The organism is Pseudomonas sp. GW823-FHT05G12 (genome assembly GCF_058795575.1).
The window spans coordinates 5,249,764-5,267,930 of sequence record NZ_CM179501.1; the positions used below are offsets into that span (position 1 = coordinate 5,249,764).

Annotated in this window: 13 protein-coding genes; 6 read left to right on the top strand and 7 right to left on the bottom strand. The window is 59.4% G+C overall.

All coding sequences use genetic code 11. The features are described from left to right. Positions 1-2: 2 nt before the first annotated feature. On the bottom strand, positions 3-2,375 hold the full coding sequence (locus AC3RCM_RS23985; RefSeq protein WP_492629194.1) for a TonB-dependent receptor: 2,373 nt from the start codon (positions 2,373-2,375) through the stop codon (positions 3-5). A 166-nt stretch (positions 2,376-2,541) separates the two neighbouring features. Here AC3RCM_RS23985 and AC3RCM_RS23990 point away from each other — a divergent pair, with 166 nt between their 5' ends. After that, a complete protein-coding gene (locus AC3RCM_RS23990) occupies positions 2,542-3,486 on the top strand; it encodes a LysR family transcriptional regulator (RefSeq protein WP_492629195.1) in 945 nt (314 codons plus the stop codon). Between the two features lie 231 nt (positions 3,487-3,717). Further along, positions 3,718-5,334 carry an alkaline phosphatase family protein gene (locus AC3RCM_RS23995; protein WP_492629196.1) on the top strand — a complete coding sequence of 539 codons (1,617 nt, stop codon included), beginning with the start codon at positions 3,718-3,720 and terminating at the stop codon, positions 5,332-5,334. Between the two features lie 107 nt (positions 5,335-5,441). Here the strand turns inward: AC3RCM_RS23995 and AC3RCM_RS24000 are convergent, their stop codons facing one another. Further along, positions 5,442-6,362 carry a TauD/TfdA dioxygenase family protein gene (locus AC3RCM_RS24000; protein WP_492629197.1) on the bottom strand — a complete coding sequence of 307 codons (921 nt, stop codon included), beginning with the start codon at positions 6,360-6,362 and terminating at the stop codon, positions 5,442-5,444. A 182-nt stretch (positions 6,363-6,544) separates the two neighbouring features. Between AC3RCM_RS24000 and AC3RCM_RS24005 the strand changes: the two genes are divergently transcribed. Further along, a complete protein-coding gene (locus AC3RCM_RS24005) occupies positions 6,545-7,465 on the top strand; it encodes a LysR family transcriptional regulator (protein ID WP_492629198.1) in 921 nt (306 codons plus the stop codon). 73 nt (positions 7,466-7,538) lie between these two features. On the opposite strand, the gene AC3RCM_RS24010 is transcribed toward AC3RCM_RS24005, so the two are convergent. Next, positions 7,539-8,552, bottom strand: a complete 1,014-nt coding sequence (locus tag AC3RCM_RS24010) for an ABC transporter substrate-binding protein (RefSeq protein WP_492629199.1) — start codon at positions 8,550-8,552, stop codon at positions 7,539-7,541. A 382-nt stretch (positions 8,553-8,934) separates the two neighbouring features. Here AC3RCM_RS24010 and AC3RCM_RS24015 point away from each other — a divergent pair, with 382 nt between their 5' ends. The 3 genes from AC3RCM_RS24015 to AC3RCM_RS24025 are packed head-to-tail and all read left to right on the top strand — an operon-like array spanning position 8,935 to position 12,970. After that, on the top strand, positions 8,935-10,533 hold the full coding sequence (locus AC3RCM_RS24015; protein ID WP_492629200.1) for an ABC transporter permease: 1,599 nt from the start codon (positions 8,935-8,937) through the stop codon (positions 10,531-10,533). Beyond that, the gene (locus AC3RCM_RS24020) at positions 10,530-11,345 is read left to right on the top strand and encodes an ABC transporter ATP-binding protein (protein ID WP_492629201.1); all 816 of its coding nucleotides are present in this window, start codon (positions 10,530-10,532) and stop codon (positions 11,343-11,345) included. Before AC3RCM_RS24015 ends, AC3RCM_RS24020 begins: the two co-directional genes overlap by 4 nt. A gap of 14 nt (positions 11,346-11,359) precedes the next feature. After that, the gene (locus AC3RCM_RS24025) at positions 11,360-12,970 is read left to right on the top strand and encodes an arylsulfatase (protein ID WP_492629202.1); all 1,611 of its coding nucleotides are present in this window, start codon (positions 11,360-11,362) and stop codon (positions 12,968-12,970) included. A gap of 527 nt (positions 12,971-13,497) precedes the next feature. On the opposite strand, the gene AC3RCM_RS24030 is transcribed toward AC3RCM_RS24025, so the two are convergent. The 4 genes from AC3RCM_RS24030 to AC3RCM_RS24045 all read right to left on the bottom strand — a co-directional run bounded on the left by AC3RCM_RS24030 (position 13,498) and on the right by AC3RCM_RS24045 (position 17,782). Next, entirely contained in the window at positions 13,498-13,773 is a 276-nt protein-coding gene (locus AC3RCM_RS24030) for a hypothetical protein (RefSeq protein ID WP_492629203.1), read from the bottom strand. Beyond that, positions 13,770-14,750, bottom strand: coding sequence for an integrase domain-containing protein (locus tag AC3RCM_RS24035; protein WP_492629700.1), 981 nt, complete (start codon positions 14,748-14,750; stop codon positions 13,770-13,772). Before AC3RCM_RS24035 ends, AC3RCM_RS24030 begins: the two co-directional genes overlap by 4 nt. 240 nt (positions 14,751-14,990) lie before the next feature. After that, positions 14,991-16,019, bottom strand: a complete 1,029-nt coding sequence (locus AC3RCM_RS24040; RefSeq protein ID WP_492629701.1) for a BsuBI/PstI family type II restriction endonuclease — start codon at positions 16,017-16,019, stop codon at positions 14,991-14,993. Positions 16,020-16,066: 47 nt separating this feature from the next. Further along, a complete protein-coding gene (locus tag AC3RCM_RS24045; RefSeq protein WP_492629204.1) occupies positions 16,067-17,782 on the bottom strand; it encodes an HsdM family class I SAM-dependent methyltransferase in 1,716 nt (571 codons plus the stop codon). Positions 17,783-18,167: the final 385 nt, after the last annotated feature.

The window sequence follows — 18,167 nt, forward strand, 5'->3', positions numbered from 1 at the left end:
GATCAGAAGTCGTAACGACCGGTCACGCCCAGGGTCCGTGGTGTGCCGAGCAAGCCCTCGTAACCGCCGTTGGAACCGGTCCAGAGAGTCGTGTAGTAGGTTTTATCAAAGGCGTTTTTCAGCCACAGCGAGACGTCCCACTGACCCTGCTTGAAGTCGCCGCGCAGACCGGTGGACAGATTGACGACGGCGTAACTCGGGATCTGGCCGAAGTCGGAATCCTCAACCGTACCCACTGCTTTGGAGCGGAACGCGTAGCTGGCGGTGACGTACTCTTCGAAGCCGTTACTCAGGTTCCATTTGTATTCGCCATTGGCGTTGCCGATCCATTTCGAAGCGCCGACCACCTGGTGGCCGGTGAGATCGCAAGAGGCCGGAGCGCCCGGCGCCAGGCTGACTTCCGGTGGGCACGGCGCATCTTTGTACGAGAGGTAGCTGACGTCGTTGTACGAGCCGTTGATGTTCAGGGTCAGGCCGCGCAGCGGGATCAGCGAGCTGTCGAACTCAACGCCACGCGAACGCACCGAGCCGGCATTGGTCAGGTATTGCACGCGGTTGACGTCGTCGTAGGCGTTGGTTTGATAGCCGTTGACCTGGGTCCAGAACACGTTGGCATTGAGCTGCAGGCGACGGTCCCAGAGCGTGCTTTTGAAACCGAGTTCGGCGTTGTTGGCGCGCTCGGTGCCAATCAGCAGCGAGTCGGCGCCGGCGACCGGGGCGGTGCCGACGGCCAGGTTCACCCCACCGGATTTCTCACCGTGGGACAATGTGGCGTAGCCGAGCAGGTTATCGGTGAAGTGGTAGCTGAGGTTCAACAAACCCGAAGGGCTGGAACTGTACTGATTCAAATCGCCGGAGTCGTAAGCCCCGGCGCGCCCGCGTCTTGCAGTAGCGGCCGCACCGCTCACCGCTGCACCACCCACTGGCGCATTGCGGGTGACCCAGGCGTTTTTCTCTTCATAAGTGCCACGCACACCGGCGGTGAAGTCCAGTCGCTCGGTAAGGTGCCAGGTGCCTTGGGCAAACAGCGCGAAGCTGTCGGTTTCGATGTGGCCTTTGCCGATGCTGGTGACGTTGGCCAGCGCGCCCGCGGGCGTACCGTTCCAGATGTCCGCCTGCGGGCCGTAATAGGCGAAGGATTTGTTGTCCAGGTCGTTGCCGAAGTAATAGGCGCCGAGCACGTAATCGAAGAAGCCGCCAGTGGGCGAGGCCAGGCGAAATTCCTGGGAGTACTGTTTGTCTTCTACAGAGACCCCTGCGTTGTATGCCGCCGAGACATTCAGGCCGTCATCGTTACGCGGGATGAAATTCCACCAGCGATAGGAGCTGATCGAGGTTAGGGTGAAGTCGCTCGGCAGCGTCCAGTTGGCCTCGACCGACGTGCCGCCCTGGTGCACGGTGACGTGCTGATCGTTGTTCAGGTTGACCTTGCGATGCGTGCCATTGACCAGCGTGGCCCCCGCCGCAGTGGCCCGGGCCTGGTAGAGGTTGAGGCCATTGATGGTCGGCCCGGTGTTGTACAGCACACGGGTGCCGGCGCTGGAATCCTCTTCGTTGTAATCGCCGATCCAGCGCAGGTTGAACGACTCGTTCGGCTTGAACAGCAACTGGCCACGGAAGCCATCGCGCGAGCCTCCGTTCAAGTCATGGCCGTCATATTCGTTCTTGATGTCGCCGTCGCTGCGGGTGCGGTACGCGGAAAAGCGCCCGGCGAGTTCGTCATTCAACGGCCCCGAAATCGTGCCCTTGGTCTGGAAGTAACCGTCCTCGCCCACCGAGGTTTCGATGCTGCGTTCCGACGTAAATGACGGCGCCCGCGTGCTGATGTTGATCACGCCAGCGGTGGTGTTCTTGCCGAACAACGTGCCTTGCGGGCCGCGCAGCACTTCCAGTTGCTCGATGTCCATCAAGTCGAACACCGCCATGCCCGGCCGGCCGAGGTAAACGTTGTCGATGTACAGCCCGACGCTGCCTTCCAGGCCATCGCTGGCCGGGTTGTTGCCCAGGCCACGGATCGACACGCTGGACTGGCGCGCGTGCATGTAGGCGACGTTGACGCTGGGCACCAACTGCTGCAAATCCTGGATGCGATACACCCGCTGGGTTTCCAGCACCTGGCCGCTGACCACGCTCATCGGGGTCGGTACATCCTGCGAACTTTCCTCGCGACGGCGGGTGGTGACGGTCACCGTTTCCAGCTGAGCGCCATCGGCCTTGGTTTGGCCCGACGCGGTATTGGCCGGCGCCTCTTCCGGGGAAGTGGTCTCGGCCGCATAGCCTTGGGTCCAACTGGCGCACCCCGCCAGCAACAGGGCCAGAGGCAGGCGTTTGAGCCGTCGGGGTGTGAGAGGTGACGCAAGATTCAACGGACTCATGAGGCGGCTCCTGGGCAAAAAACACACAGCGACTTTTCAGCAGCGCATATTCTTTAAAGTTATTTATTTATGTTTTTACAAATATTTACTGCATAAGAGATTGCCTTTATAAGGAAACGACCTAATGCATAGCCAATGCATTTCCCCGATATTTTTAATGTGAAAAATGCATATCGACTTGCGCCAGCTTCGCCACTTCATCGCCCTCGCCGACCAGCGCAGCTTCGTCGCGGGCGCCATGGCCGTGAACCTGTCGCAGTCGGCGTTCAGCCGCAGCATTCAGGCGCTGGAGCACAGCGTCGGTTGTCAGTTGGTGGATCGCGGGCGTAAGGATCTGGCGCCGACCAAACAGGGCCAAGTGTTGCTCGAACACGCGCGGCGGCTGGTCAGCGGCGCGCAGCAGATGGCCAACGAGATCAGCCAGTTCAACGGCCTGGAGGCCGGCGAGTTGCGCTTCGGCTGTGGCCCGGCGCCAGCGGCGGGATTGATCCCCACGGCAATCGGCTGTTTCATTGGCCGCTACCCCAAGGCGCGGGTGCAATTTCAGGTGGATGACTGGCAAAGCCTGAGCAAGCGCCTGCTCAGCGAAGAGTTCGAATTTTTCGTCGCCGACACGCGGCAGTTCGAAGCCGACCCGGACTACCTGACCCAACGCCTGCGCCCGCGCAAATGGCATTTCTGCTGCCGCGCAGGGCATCCGTTGGCCGCTCGTGAAAGCGTCAGCGCCGCCGAGTTGATGAGCTATCCGATGGCCGTCACCATCCGCCCGCCGAACCTGCGCAAAGTCATCGTCGACCTGAGTGGCCGACCGGATTTCACGCCCAATGTGGAATGCGAAAACAGCTACAGCCTGCTCGGCGTGGTGATGCGTTCGGACGCGATTGGCATCGTCGGCGACTATTCGGATGCGCTGCATAACGCCAAGGGTGAATTGGTGCGTTTGAAAATCGAAGGGTTGGCCGATGACCTGGAAGAGCTGTACACCCGCTATGGGATTGTCAGCCGCGCCGGCTATCGGTTGTCACCGCTGGCCGAGGCGATGATTGCGCAGATTAAGGCGGTTGATGCGCAAGATGAAGAGGTGTGTTCACTGGAGAATTTGGCAGTCTGAACGGACCTCTTCGCGGGCAAGTCGAATCGTCGCACCGCCGCTCCCACAGGGGCCGGAGGCGTGGCGCAGATTGCCAGCACTCCGAAAATCCCTGTGGGAGTGGACTTACCTGCGATAGCGTCAGCGCAGACACCGATGCACCCCCTGCATAAAAACCATTCCCCAAACGCACTTGCCTCGACCCCGCTCCAGCAGCGAAAAACCTCGCCTGTCTTTCAATCGGTGAACCCCATGCCCAACACTCCAAACCCCGTGCGCAATGTGCTGTACATCATGTGCGACCAGCTGCGCCGCGATTACCTGTCGTGTTACGGCCACCCGCACTTGCACACACCCAACATTGATCGCCTGGCCGCCGCCGGCGTGCGTTTCAGCCGCGCCTACACCCAGGGCACGATCTGCGGGCCGTCGCGGATGTCGGCCTACACCGGGCGCTATGTCAGCAGCCATCAAGTCGCCTGGAACGCCGTGCCGTTGCCGCTGGAAGAACTGACTATCGGCGACTACCTGCGCCCCCACGGCATCCGCACCGCGCTGGTCGGCAAGACCCACGCCACACCCAATCTCGATGCCTTGCAACGGCTGGCCATCGACCCGCTCAGCGAGCAGGTTTCGGTACTAAACGAAGTCGGTTTCGAGCCGTTTTTCCGCCATGACGGGATCTTCCCGGACGATCCGTTGTTCGATGACAAACGCGAATCCGCGCCCTACACCCACCACCTCCGCGACCTCGGTTTCGAAGGGCACAACCCCTGGCACGACTGGGCCAACGCTGCCGAAGGCGAACAGGGCGAAATCCTCAGCGGCTGGAAAATGCGCAACGCCCATTTGCCGGCGCGCGTTCCGCATCAGCATTCGGAAACCGTCTACACCACCGACCGCGCCCTCGACTTCATTGCCGAGCAAGGTGAGCAGCCATGGTGCCTGCACCTCTCGTACATCAAGCCCCACTGGCCCTACATTGCCCCGGCGCCGTATCACGCGCTGTATGGCGCAGAACAGGTGATCGAGCCGGTGCGGGCAGTCGAGGCCGAGGCCAGTGATCATGCGGTGTACAACGCGTTTCGCCAGCATGAAGAGAGCCTGAATTTTTCCAGGGATGAGGTACGGCTGAACGTCATCCCGACCTACATGGGCTTGATCAAACAGGTCGATGACCAACTCGGGCGGCTGTTCGATTCTCTGCAAACCAATGGTCGCTGGGATGACACCCTGATCGTGTTCACCAGCGACCACGGCGACTTCCTCGGCGACCATTACCTCGGGGAAAAAGAGTTTTTGCTGGAACCGGCAGTGGGCGTTCCGTTGATCGTTCGCGACCCGCGCCCGGCGGCGGATACGACGCGCGGCTCGGTGGATGAGCGACTGGTGGAAACCATCGACGCACTGCCAACATTCCTTGAGGCGCTGGGATTGCCAGGTGCCGAGCATCGACTTGAAGGACGCTCGCTGATTCCCCTACTGCACGGCGTGACAACCGACTGGCGCCGCTTTGCGATCAGCGAATACGACTACGCCTTTCAGGCGCCGGCGCGGGAACGGCTGCAACAGCCGATTGATCGCTGCCGCATGACCATGGTGCGCAGCGAGCGCTGGAAATACCTGGCGTATGACGGCTTTCGGCCGCAGTTGTTTGATCTGCTCAATGATCCGCAGGAGTTGCAGGATCTGGGGGCGGATACGGCGTATGCCTCGATTCGAGAAGAGCATGCGGGGTATCTGTTCGAGTGGGTTCGGGGGTTGAAGCGCCGGACGACGATCAGCCATCAGGAGATCGATTTGCGTGGGCAGCGGTTTCGTTATGGTGAGCCGGAAACCGAGAAAATGGTGCAGATCGGCGTTTGGTAGAAAAGCTTCGCGAGCAGGCTCGTTCCCACATTGGGTTTGCATCGATCACAATCCCCGTGACAGACCCAAACCCTGTAGGAGCGAGGCCTGCTCGCGATGGCGTCAGATCAGACGCCGCCGATATCCGGCCCCTTCACCGTCTGACTGCGCTGCCCCGAAACCCCAATCGCCACCTCACCCTTGAGCGTCACACGACGCACCACACGGTCCTGAATGCCATAGTCATCCACCGCGTAATGCTGGGTGGAGCGGTTGTCCCAGATCGCCACATCAGCGGCCCTCCAGCGCCAGCGCACGGTGTTTTCCTGGCGGATGACATGACTTTGCAACAGGCCGAACAGGTGCGCCGAATCCGCCTGGGAGTAGCCCTTGATGCGCTTGACGAAATGCCCCAGCAGCAAGCTTTTCTCCCCGCTGATCGGGTGCACGCGAACCACCGGATGCTCGGTCTCGTAAACGGTCGAGGTGAAGATCTTGCGGTAGCGCTCCAGTTTCTCCTCTGACACGTCCGGCTTGGCGCCCGCGTAGTCGTACTCGTTGCTGTGCACCGCTACGAGTTTGTCCGCCAGCTCACGCAGCTCCGGCGCCAGTTCGTCGTAAGCCGTGGCGGTGTTGGCCCAAACGGTGTCACCACCGAAGGCCGGTGCCACCACCGAGCGCAGGATCGAGGCTTTCGGGTAGGCGTCGACGAAGGTCACGTCGGTGTGCCAGGAGTTGGCGCGCTGGCCTTGGGCACCGTCCAGTTCGAGCAGGAAACGGGTGCCATCACGTACCGGCACGGTCGGGTGCGCCACGGGTTCGCCGAGCAGGTGGGCGAAGGCTTCCTGACTCTGATCGTCGAGGTGGGTCTGCTCGCGGAAGAAGATCACTTTGTACTGCACCAGCGCCTGCTGGATCGCTTCGACGGTGGCGGCATCCAGCTCACCGGAAAGGTGCACGCCACGAATCTCGGCGCCGATACGACCGGCCACCGGATGGATTTCAAGCGCGTGAACAGCGGGTTTTACAGCGAAAGCGGCGTTGCTCATGGGTAGACCCTCATCGGACTGCTGACGGTTGAGCGGCAGCGAAACAACGCTCTATCTATATTCAATTTAGATCTAATAGATATTCGCATGCTTCGTTGACGGAATAAGAGCTTGCATTTAAAACCTCAACCAACCTTCGTCGCAAATGCCTTCGAGCTATTTTTAGGATGCCGGGAAAGCATATGGATCTTCGCCAGTTGCGCTACTTCATCGCCCTCAACGACCACCGCAGTTTCGTCCGTGCGGCGGACGCTATGGGCATCACTCAACCGGCGTTCAGCCGCAGCATTCAAGGGCTGGAGCAAGAGTTCGGCTGTGTGCTTGTAGATCGGGGCAACAAGGATTTGCGCCCGACGCCCGAAGGCCTCGTTGTGCTGCAACATGCGCGGAGCCTGGTGCAAGGCGCAGCGCTGCTCAGCGCCGAAGTAACGCAGATGACCAAGCTCGACGCCGGTGAGTTGCGCTTCGGTTGTGGACCCGCCCCGGCGGTGAAACTGGTTCCGGATGCGGTGGCGCAATTCATCAACGCGCACCCCAAAGTGCGCACCTGTTTCGAAGTGGATAATTGGGAGAAACTCAGCCGTGCCCTGAGCCGCGAAGAGATCGAATTCTTCATCGCCGACATCCGACATTTCGAGGCCGACCCCAACTTCCAGACCCAGGCCCTGACCCCCAAGCGCGGAGTATTTTTCTGCCGTCCTGGGCATCCGCTCCTGGCCAAGGAAAGCCTGTCGACCAATGACATGTTCGACTACCCGATGGCAACTACCCTGATCCCACCGGGCATTCGCAAACTGCTGGCGAACCTCAGCGGGCGCAAGGACTTTTCCCCGACCATCGAGACTGAGCATTTCCCGGCGCTGGTGAAAATCGTGCTGCAATCGAATGCTATTGGCGTGGGGACAGAGGAAGCGTTCGTCGAGGACATTGCCCAGGGTTCGCTGGCGCTGCTGCACTGGCGCAATCTGCCGCAGAACATCGAAAGCATGAATGCCCGGTGCGGGATTGTCAGTCGCACCGGGTATCGGTTGTCGCCGGCGGCGCGGGCGATGATTGAGATGTTGGTCGCGGTGGATACACAGCAGGTTGCCATGGCGGTTTGAAGAGCAAAAGCTCGCAGCCTTCGGCAGCTCCACAGCTCCATGGAGCTGCCGAAGGCTGCGAGCTTTTTGGTTTCTAGAGTTTTGCTGCCGCCAACTCTGGCGCCACCCAATCACTTACCTTGAACGACTTGCGAATCAGCTTCTGCTGCGAAGCCAAGTCCACCGCGTCCTGCAACTTGCCCAGGAAGACTGCATCGAGGGTCGACGGAAAAACCTCACTCAATTTCTGATCCTGCAGATCCTGGGTCAGAATCACCGGTGGGTAACTCGCCAGCCCCGACACCAACTGAATGTACGCTTCCTTGTTGCTGTCCTGGGTCAGCCATTGCACCGCTTGCTGCTGGGCCTTGAGCAATTTCGCCACCACCTCGGGGTTGTCGTCGACAAACTTTCCAGTGCCCACCAGCACGGCCTGAACACTGCCCGCACCGCCCAGGTCCTTGGTGTTCAGCGGCAACTCGGCCAGGCCTTTGGCTTGCAACGCGGTCAGCCCGGAGCTGCCCCAGGATGCATCGATCTGCTTGGCCGCCAGCGCCGCAACGGCGCCGTTGAAGTCCAGGTTGATGACCTTCACGTCCTTCTCGCTCAACCCCTGGCTGGCCAGCGCCGCATCGAAGGACAACTGGGTTGCAGTCCCACGGAAGATCGCCACCCGTTTGCCTTTGAGGTCTTGCAGCGTTTTGATCCCGGAGCCCGGCACCACACCCAAGTACTGCTTCACGCCCCGTGCGGTGGCGCTGAGCAGTCGTGTGTCCAGGCCGTTCGACTTGCCAATGATCGCGGCCAGATCACCGAGGTAAGCCAGGTCCACCTGGCCATTGGCAAACGCTTCATTGATTACCGGACCTGCGCCCTTGAAGAAACTCCATTGGATCTTGATGCCCTGATCGGCGAAGGCTTTTTCGTAAATCTGCTGGTCGCGCAACACGTCCACCACCCCTCCTCCGCTGTGCTGAGTGCCGGCGCTGAGGTCGGGCACGGCGATGCGGATTTCCTTGAGTTCGGCAGCGCTGGCGGTGAAAGCCAGCAAGCCCGCCAGAGCCGGTACAGCCAACAGGCTGATGGCACGTTTGAAAGGGATATTCATGAGTACAGCTCCTTGAGGGCACGGGCGTTGATGAGCTGAAAGTAGGCCTAATCGGTTCCAGCACTTAAATACTATAAATTCACATTTTTATATCTTTTAGACCTAAGCCAGCCAGGGCGGGGGGCGCGGCCGGGTATGCATCACCAGCATCGAAAATATTCTTCGAATGCATTGGATGCGTGTGGCCTGGAGGCCTTAAATGGCTTGGCTTATCTCTCAATAGTATTGATTTTTATTTTTATAGATCGATTTTGCATACACCACCAACCCTGTAGGAGCGGGCTTGCTCGCTAAGGCGTCAGTACATTCAACATTGCTGGCGCCTGACACTCTGCTTTCGCAAGCAAGCCCGCTCCCACAGGGTCAACAACGGAGGTCACCCATGGCCCGTGTTTCCCTTCTCTCCCTGCCGCTGGCCGCGCCGCCGCTTGACGGCCGGCGCCTGTGGCCGAGCCTGAGCCAGCGACTGTTGCCGTGGTTGTTACCGATCAGTCTGTTTGCGCTGTGGTGGCTGGCCAGCCGCAATCACTGGATGAGCGAGCAGATCCTGCCCGCGCCGTCGCTGGTCTGGAACAGTGCGCTGGAGTTGTCCCAAGGCGAATTGTGGAGCCATCTGTGGATCAGCCTGCAACGCTTGTTCTGGGGGCTGCTCGCCGGGATCAGCGCCGGGGCTATTTTCGGTGCGGCGCTGGGTTTCAGTCGTCGGCTCGAACGCCTGGTGTTCCCGACATTCGCCGGATTGGCGCAAGTCCCGACCCTGGCGTGGATTCCGCTGTTCATGGTGTTTTTCGGCATCGGTGAAGTGTTGAAGCTGGTGGTGCTGATCAAGGCCATCGTGGTGCCGGTTACACTGCACACGTTGGTGGGCGTGCGTGATGCACAACCCAAACTGCGTGAAGCCGCCGCGGTCTTGCGTCTGCCGTCACGGCTGTTGATCCGCCGACTGGTGCTGCCCGCCGCTCTGCCAGCGTTCATGGCCGGCGTGCGCCTGGCGCTGGCCGCCGGTTGGACCTCGTTGCTGGCGGTCGAACTGCTCGCCTCCAGTGAAGGCATCGGCTACCTGATGGTCTGGGCCCGGCAGTTGTTCATGCTCGACATCGTATTCGTCTGCATCGTAGTCATTGGGTTGATCGGCGTGGCCATGGATCGCGGCATCGGCCTGCTGGACAAAAAACTGGTGCACTGGCCGCATCCCGCCACTGCCGAAATCCGCCGTGGCCCGAAATATCAAGGCTGGCAGCGCGCGCAACCCTGGTTGCTGCCGTTGGCGTTACTACTGCTGTGGCAACTGGTAACGAATCAGCAATGGGTCGACGCCAACATTCTGGTGAGCCCGCTGGCGGTGCTGGAGACCACCTGGAACGGTTTGCTCGACGGCACGTTTATCAGCGGCATGGCCCTGAGCCTGGGTCGCACACTTGGCGGTCTGTTGCTCGGCGGTGGCCTCGGGTTTGCCCTGGGCTTGTTGCTGGGACTGTCGCGCACCAGCGAACGCGTACTCGGCCCGACCCTCGCCGCACTGCGTCAGATCGCGATTTTCGCCTGGGTACCGCTGCTCACCGCATGGTTCGGCTTGGGGGAACTGGCCAAGTGGGTGTTCGTTGCTCTCGCCGCATTTTTCCCGCTGTTTATCGCCACCCAACGCAGCGTCGCCCACCTCTCGCCGCAACTGAACGAGGCCGCACAAGTGCTGCGCCTGAACCTGCGACAACGCCTCGGCCGACTGGTGCTGCCGGGGGCCGCGCCAGGGATTTTTGCCGGGCTCAGACTGAGCCTGATCTATGCCTGGCTCGGCACCATCGGTGCCGAATACTTCATGCCGTCCAACGGCGGCATCGGCAGCCTGATGATCGGCGCCCAACAACTGCTGCGCATGGACCTGATCATGGCCAGCATGCTGCTGGTGGGCCTGACCGGTGCCCTGCTCAACCTCATTGGCCAACGCCTCGAAACGCGCGCTACCCGCTGGAGACACGCATGAACGCACCGATAGTCAGCTTCAACCACGTGAGCAAAACCTTCGACGTCGACGGCGTTGAACTGGAGGCCATTCGCGAATTCAACCTGGACATCGCCGAGGGCGAGTTCGTCGCCATCGTCGGCTCCAGCGGTTGCGGCAAATCCACGTTGCTGCGGCTGCTGGTGGGCCTCGATACGCAGTTTCGCGGGCAGATCACCGTCGATGGCCAAGCCGTCACCGGCATCGGTGGCGAACGCGGCATCGTCTTTCAGGAACACCGTTTATTCCCGTGGCTGACTGTGGCCGACAACATCGGCCTGGGGCTGGTCAACGAGCCCTTGAGCGCTGATGAAAAGCAGAAACGCGTCAGTGATTTCATCGACCTGGTGGGCCTGCGCGACTTCACCCGCGCCTATCCGCATCAGCTCTCCGGTGGCATGGCGCAACGGGTGGCGATCGCTCGCGGCCTGGTGGCCAGCCCGCGGATTTTGCTACTGGACGAACCCTTCGGCGCCCTTGATGCCCTGACCCGCCAGCAGATGCAAGACGAACTGCTGGCGATCCGCGCACGGGCAAAAATCACCACGATTCTGGTCACCCACGATGTCGAGGAAGCGATCTTCCTCGCCGACCGCGTGGTGGTGATGGAGCCGCGTCCCGGACGGATCAAGCAAGTGGTCGACATTGCCCTGCCCCATCCACGCCAGCGCAGCAGTTTCGACTTCCACCAATTGCGCGAAGAACTGCTGCACGAACTCACCAGCGACGACCACTACCAACCACCGGAACCGGTGCAGGTGCGTGATCTGCCGCTGTCCTTCATTGCCTGCTGAACAGGAGATTTTTGATGTCGCAACGTCCCAACTTTCTGGTGATCCTGGCCGATGACCTGGGCTTTTCCGATATCGGCGCATTCGGCGGCGAGATTGCCACGCCAAACCTCGATGCCCTGGCCAACAATGGCTTGCGCCTGACTGACTTTCACACCGCACCCACCTGCTCGCCGACCCGCTCGATGCTGCTGACCGGCACCGACCATCACATTGCCGGCATCGGCACCATGGCCGAAGCGCTGACCCCGGACCTGATCGGCAAACCCGGTTACGAGGGGTATCTGAACGACCGCGTCGTCGCCTTGCCTGAACTGCTGCGCGAAGCCGGCTACCAGACGTTGATGAGCGGCAAATGGCATCTGGGCCTGACCGCCGAACTGGCGCCCCATGCCCGGGGTTTCGAGCGTTCGTTTTCGCTGCTGCCGGGCGCCGCCAACCATTACGGTTTCGAACCGGCCTATGACGAACACACGCCGGGCCTGCTGAAATCTACCCCGGCGTTGTACATCGAAGACGATCTATTCATCGATGAACTGCCGAATGATTTCTATTCCTCCGATGCCTTCGGCGACAAGCTGCTGCAATACCTCAAGGAGCGCGATCAGACTCGGCCGTTCTTCGCTTATCTGCCGTTTTCCGCGCCGCACTGGCCGTTGCAGGCGCCTGCCGATGTGGTCGAGAAATATCGCGGCCGGTATGACGCAGGTCCAGAAGTGCTGCGCCTGGAACGCCTGGAAAAACTCAAGGCCCTGGGGCTGATCGAGGCGGATGTCGAGCCGCATCCGTTGATCCAGCTCAGCGCTCAATGGGACGCCTTGAGCGACCAACAACGGCAAATTTCCGCGCGGGCCATGGAGGTGTATGCGGCGATGGTCGAGCGCATGGACTGGAACATCGGTCGCGTCGTTGACTACCTGCGCAACCAGGGGCAACTGGACAACACTTTCATCCTGTTCATGTCCGATAATGGCGCCGAAGGTGCGTTGCTGGAGGCGTTTCCGAAGTTCGGCCCGGAACTGCTGACCTACCTCAATCAGCATTACGACAACAGCCTGGATAATATCGGCCGCGCCAACTCCTACGTTTGGTACGGACCGAACTGGGCGCAAACGGCGACTGCGCCTTCACGGCTATTCAAGGCATTCACCACCGAAGGCGGTATTCGGGTGCCAGCGCTGGTGCACTACCCGCAACTGCCGCTCACGGGACAGATCAGCCATGGGTTTGGCACCGTGATGGACATCACGCCAACCATTCTTGACCTCGCCGGGGTACGTCATCCAGGCAAGCAGTGGCGCGGCAAGGAAGTGGCAGAATTGCGTGGGAAGTCGTGGCTAGGGTTTCTGTCCGGCGAAACGGCGCAGGTGCATGACGAACACACCGTCACCGGTTGGGAGCTGTTTGGACGACGAGCGATTCGTCAGGGGCAATGGAAAGCAGTTTACATCCCGGGGCCGGTGGGGCCGGCGACTTGGCAGCTTTATGATTTGGGAAGCGATCCGGGCGAGATTCATGATTTGGCATTGAGCCAACCCGAGAAGCTCAACCTACTGATTGAGCATTGGCAGCAATATGTGGCTGAGACCGGGGTGATTTTGAGTAAGTCGCCGTTTCAGCCGGATTGATTTTTTTTGACCTCAAGAGCTGTGCCGCTACGAACCGACCAAGGCCAAGCGTGGCGGATGGTAAAAGCCACATAAAAAATCCCGCCAATCGGCGGGACTTTTTTGCCGGATAGTGCGGAGACCTTAATTCAAATGACCGTATTAAAATAACTTAAAAAAAGGCCCATTTTAAGGTCAGTTCTAACGGAGAACTCACTAAACAAAAGACATGCACGAGTAATCAACAGGTCTTTTAAACAACAATTCCAACGTTTCATCAATTGCCACGTTCGTCCTAACGCCTGGGTTCTCAGCGTGGCCGGTTTCATCATCATGGTTCCGGTTTACCTGACCCAGATCATTCAGTACGTCCAATTCCTGGCCGGTTATTTGAACCGCCCACAAGATTCCTTTCTAACAACCCGGGTCGCTTTTTTGCCATTGCGGCGCGGTTCTTCGAGCAGGTTCATTCAGCAGAGAACATCCACGCTGAGATAGATGACGGCGGACAAGCGAGCCTGGACGGCTGCCTACTCACGAGTCGAGCGTTAGATCAGCAATTCTCGGTCATTCCCCAATCGTTTCCAGATCAATAGAGCGGTGAGTCGATAGTAATACCGGGTAGCGTCGGAATGGTCTTTCAGGTGCTGAGTGAAAAACCAGCGCACATGCTTGAGCTGCCAGGTCCAGGGATTGTCTCGCTGCCATCGTTGTTGAATAGCCGCTTGCATGAGTCGGGCTTGCCGTAAGTGGCGTTGTTGTGTGAGCTTCGAGCCGCTCAGCACGCCGTTCAGGAACAGTGCCATATCGAAGGGCTTGGTCACGCTCTGCCTCCAATGTAGGCACTCACCACGTCGATGCGGTTATGCCCCAACTCGTGGCTGATCTGCTGTCGTGCTCGCTGATCGAGTGCTCGTTCCTTTCGATGAACACGACCGCCATTAACGGGTGCAGGGAAGCCGGTCAGTTGCTCATAGCGCTCACAGGCGTAAGCCGCTCGCAGTTCATGAAAGCCTTTCAATCCCTGCTCATGAAGGAGGTCCCGAGCCGGTCGCACAACTGTCTGTATGAAGTCTTTGTAGCTTTCGTCGGGCGCCAACAAATTCCGACTGCCACTGGGTGACGCCTCGCAGGCTCTATCCAGGGCGCCACGAACTTGATCCGTGACCGCAATCCAACGCGGTGCAGATGCGCCTGACCGACCACCTTTAGTGCCGTCCTGGATGTTGATCTTGCCCAGTCGTTGGGCCTCACGCTGCAGCCGGGGCAAGTCCGCCAAGATCGCCTCCCGCAGGCGCATACCTGCCTCACGGGCTAAGAGCACAATGGCACTCACCCTCGATTGCTCATGCTCAGACAGCGCTTGCGCAATCAGCCTGACCTGCACACGGTCTTGGCCCTGCGGCGCTTGACTACGAATACCTGAGCGCTGAAGACCCAGCGCCTTACTCGGGCTGGGGATTTTGACGTACTGATCACCGCGCAGCGCGGCCATCGTGCGGTTCACACTGGACAGGCGGTTTTGCGCGGTGGCAATGCCAACCTTGCCCTGATTAACCTGCTCTCGTATGTGTGCGGCGTACCGCATGAGGATGGCGCGGTCGATCTGTCGCGCGTCATTAAGCATCGGTACTTCATCGGATCGACACCAACGCACGAAGGCCTGCCAGCGATCGCTATGGGCTTTGACGGTACTAAAATGGCCATCGCCAAACAGATCTTTCAGGGCTTGCGGTCCGGCATAGCTGAGCTGGCGACCGAAGCCGAAATTGCGCCCACCTCGCTTACCGACCCGAGCCATTTTTCTGTTCCTGATCGACGGCAGCGAGCTCATGCAAAAGGGCTCGCCAGTTCGCACCCACGATTGCGAACTGGGCCCAATCAGTCGGGCGAAAACACAGCGTGTTAGTGCTCTAGCAGCGATATCCCAGAACCGAGTGATGGCCAGCTCGCAATGAAAAATCCCCACCACATCGATGCAGCGTTTGAATTAGGCCTTCAACCATTTGAGTGGTTGCCTCTCGCGCCTTGCTCATACTCCTTAAGTAGCTAACAGCGGGTTCAAGCTAGACAGAGGACTGCTCCCGTCACGGAGCATGAAAATTTTATCGGGCTCACTCATAAACCAGGCAAACGAGCCCCAGGCCAAGCCCGTGACAGTCTTCTTGAAGCCTGCCGACTCTCGATCCGCATATGCAGTTACAAATGCAACTTGCGAGCGCTTGAAGCCGCCTTTGTCCGTCAGGTCGAACAGAGCATCTTGGCGGCGCGCGGTGATAGCCCCATCGGTGGCCACAACCTCAATAAAGACGATCAGCGGATTGGTCGGCCCGAGATCCACCAGAATCAGATCGGGTAGGTTCTTCTGCGCCTCGATGTCGAGTCCAATGGTGGAAGCCATGCGCAGATCCTGCATAGCTACCTTGTTACTCGACTCACTGAGCCAAAGCACCGCAGGTTTCTCCAGGAACTGCTTGGCGAAGACCTCAACGACTGCCCGAGAAATCAGCGAGCTGGGGCCATGGGAGAGTGTGCGCGTTTCACCGTTGGGGAAGCGAACAAGCACACCTTCCTGGTGGGCAGCGCCCATACGCATCAGCGAAATCCGGGCAAGCGCGCCTTTGTTCAAGTGTTCATCTTGCCACTTGAGAACAGCGCCCTCTAACTCTTCACCCTGGAGCGCAGGGTCGAACAAAGCAGCCAGATCAGTCTTGAGTGCATAGCGCGGCTTACCGGACGTAGTGGGCACGTCCTTGTCTTCCATGACAGCACCAATTGCTACAAGACCTTCTCGGAGAGTCTCGTCGCGGATGGGTTCACGGGTGTTGTCGGCGTACCAACGCTTGCCGGGAACCTCGTACGATTTCTTGCGCAAATTAGACCTGTAGCTGAGGCGCTCCTCGTCACTGCCATTCGCCGCCTGTACATCGGTCATCCTATAAACATGTACCGGCCCCAACCGAACGCAGGAGTGCTCGACAGCCCCAATATACAGCATGGCAAATACAGTGCTTGCAGCTAGTTCGCGAGTGCAGTAGATCCGATTCGGAGTTCCCTCCGGGAAGATCATCGGAAGCCTTTCAGCGACCAGTTCCCTTGGTACGTACGGTGGCAACACTACATATCCCCTTCAAACAATCGACTGCATGCAGCCTCAATGGATTCGCGATCGGCGCCGGCATCGACCAGCCGCGTCAGCTCCACGAGTTCCTCGGGATCCGGCAGCGGTAGCGACTCCAGCTCATAGGCAGAGACCGCGACAGAGCCACTAACGCAGCGAAACGCGCGGTCTGCTGCCGCGCTGTTGATAAATGCACCCAGCACACTGGCGCTAACCTGGGGCACTTCGGTTATCGGCCGAATCATATTGATGTGGTTCTCGATGACGACGCCACCATGCTTCTCTAGGAACTCAGCAGGCAGCGCTGCGGCAATCAGACGGCGACTTTGCTCCTTGGCAGTTGTGCGTTGCAGCAGAACGCAGGGCTTAGTGGTCACCAGCCAGCTATCACCCGCACTCAGCTCGAAATAGGGTGCGTGATTCTTCTTGTCTGCGCGGAACACGAAATGGCCATCGGCAGTGATTGCCTCGGCCCAGATCAGCGGCAAGCGTTTGCTGCTTGGGCGGTGCGCGAGCTGGTTCTTGAAACGGTTCCACACCAAAGGTCCGGTGCTCACGCCATACCCCCAGTCGGCCAGACGATGGGGCATGTGTGTCAAAAGCTCGACCAATGCGCTTTGCTCGGTAGTACGGGGCAAAAGCCAAGGCAGAGATGGGTCAGATGGGAGGGCGATATCGCCCGTATGCTGAACCTCCAGCCCGTCACGGGAAGGGGCGACCTCGGCAACGACGACTTGGGCACTATTACCGCCGCGACGATAGGTAGCCAATGCCGTTTCCTGCAGCACATCATCAAAAACGCCCTTACGGGCGGCAACGAAATCGATAGTCAGTGGCGGCGCTGATCGCCCCAGTAAAGCCCGCAGATTCTTAAAGTAGATGCCGGCCAGGAACGAAGTCGGGGTGACATATGCAATCACGCCACCCAACTTGGTATGACGCAGCGCCAGATCAGTGAAAAGTCCATATAGGTTGGCATGGCCATAAAGTGAGCGTTTGTAGCGCTCCCGAGTCTCGGTATCGAGCTTGGCCCGGCCATATGGTGGATTGCCAATAACAAGGTCGAAACGGTCTTTCGGCTGACAGCGGCGAAGCGAGTCGCAAACCGTAACCATAACGGGCAGCTTGCGTCCTGCGAGCCGACTAATCGGTAGTACCACGGCATCTAGGGTGACCTGACTGAGCCACGCCCCAAAGGGATCAATTTCATAGCCTCGCAGGCGATTGCCGATGCTCTGCATCAGCAACTTCGGGCTACAATCCTTCTGCTCTCGCATTATCCGCTGGGCGATGGGTGCCAAGAAGGCTCCTCCGCCACAAGCTGGATCAAGCACGCGACACTTCGCCCAGTCAACATTAGCTGCCGAGACCTGGTCGAGCAGACGAGCAGTCAAGGCAGGTGGAGTGTAGAAAATGCCGAACTCCCCGCGATGTTCAGCTGGGAGCATACCGGTATAGGTAAGGCCAATCTGATAGGCAGCGGTCTCGGAGTCAAACTGCGCGGCAGTGCGACCGATGGTTTCCGCAAGGGCGGCGGCAGCCTCTGGAAGCGGCTTAGTAGGGAACGGCTGGAGTGGTGAACGCAGCTCCTGAGGGATAATGTCTACGCTGGTCAGTCCACACCACCACGCCTCTATCAGGCGAACGCCAAATGCACGCGCGAGGGCTAGTTGGTCATCCGCTGGAAACGTGGTGGCCAGGGCGCGAGCCATGACTCTCGCAGAGGCCAGTACCTGGCTCGGTGATTCCGCAGCCGTCTGGTCTGCCTGCCGTACCTGTTTTGTCTGTGCCGTGTGAGCCATATTTCCCCCTTTTTTGCGGGCCGAGATTCTACAGGATTCGGCACCCCGCCAACCGCTTTTGCGCAAGATTGCGTAATAAATTGATACTCAACAATCGTAGGAGCGCCAGTTATGCAACCGAATTACGTTCGGTTCGAGCTAGGTCGGATGGTCGCAACACCTTCAGCGAGCTCTTGGTAAAAGTCACGCCCTAAATGGATTGCCAGGTCTTTTCTGAGGGTAAAACCGAGTGGTATTACCCAATAAGACTGATCCAATGCAGCACAAAGGCCTTCTACTGAAGAACCAGCCAATG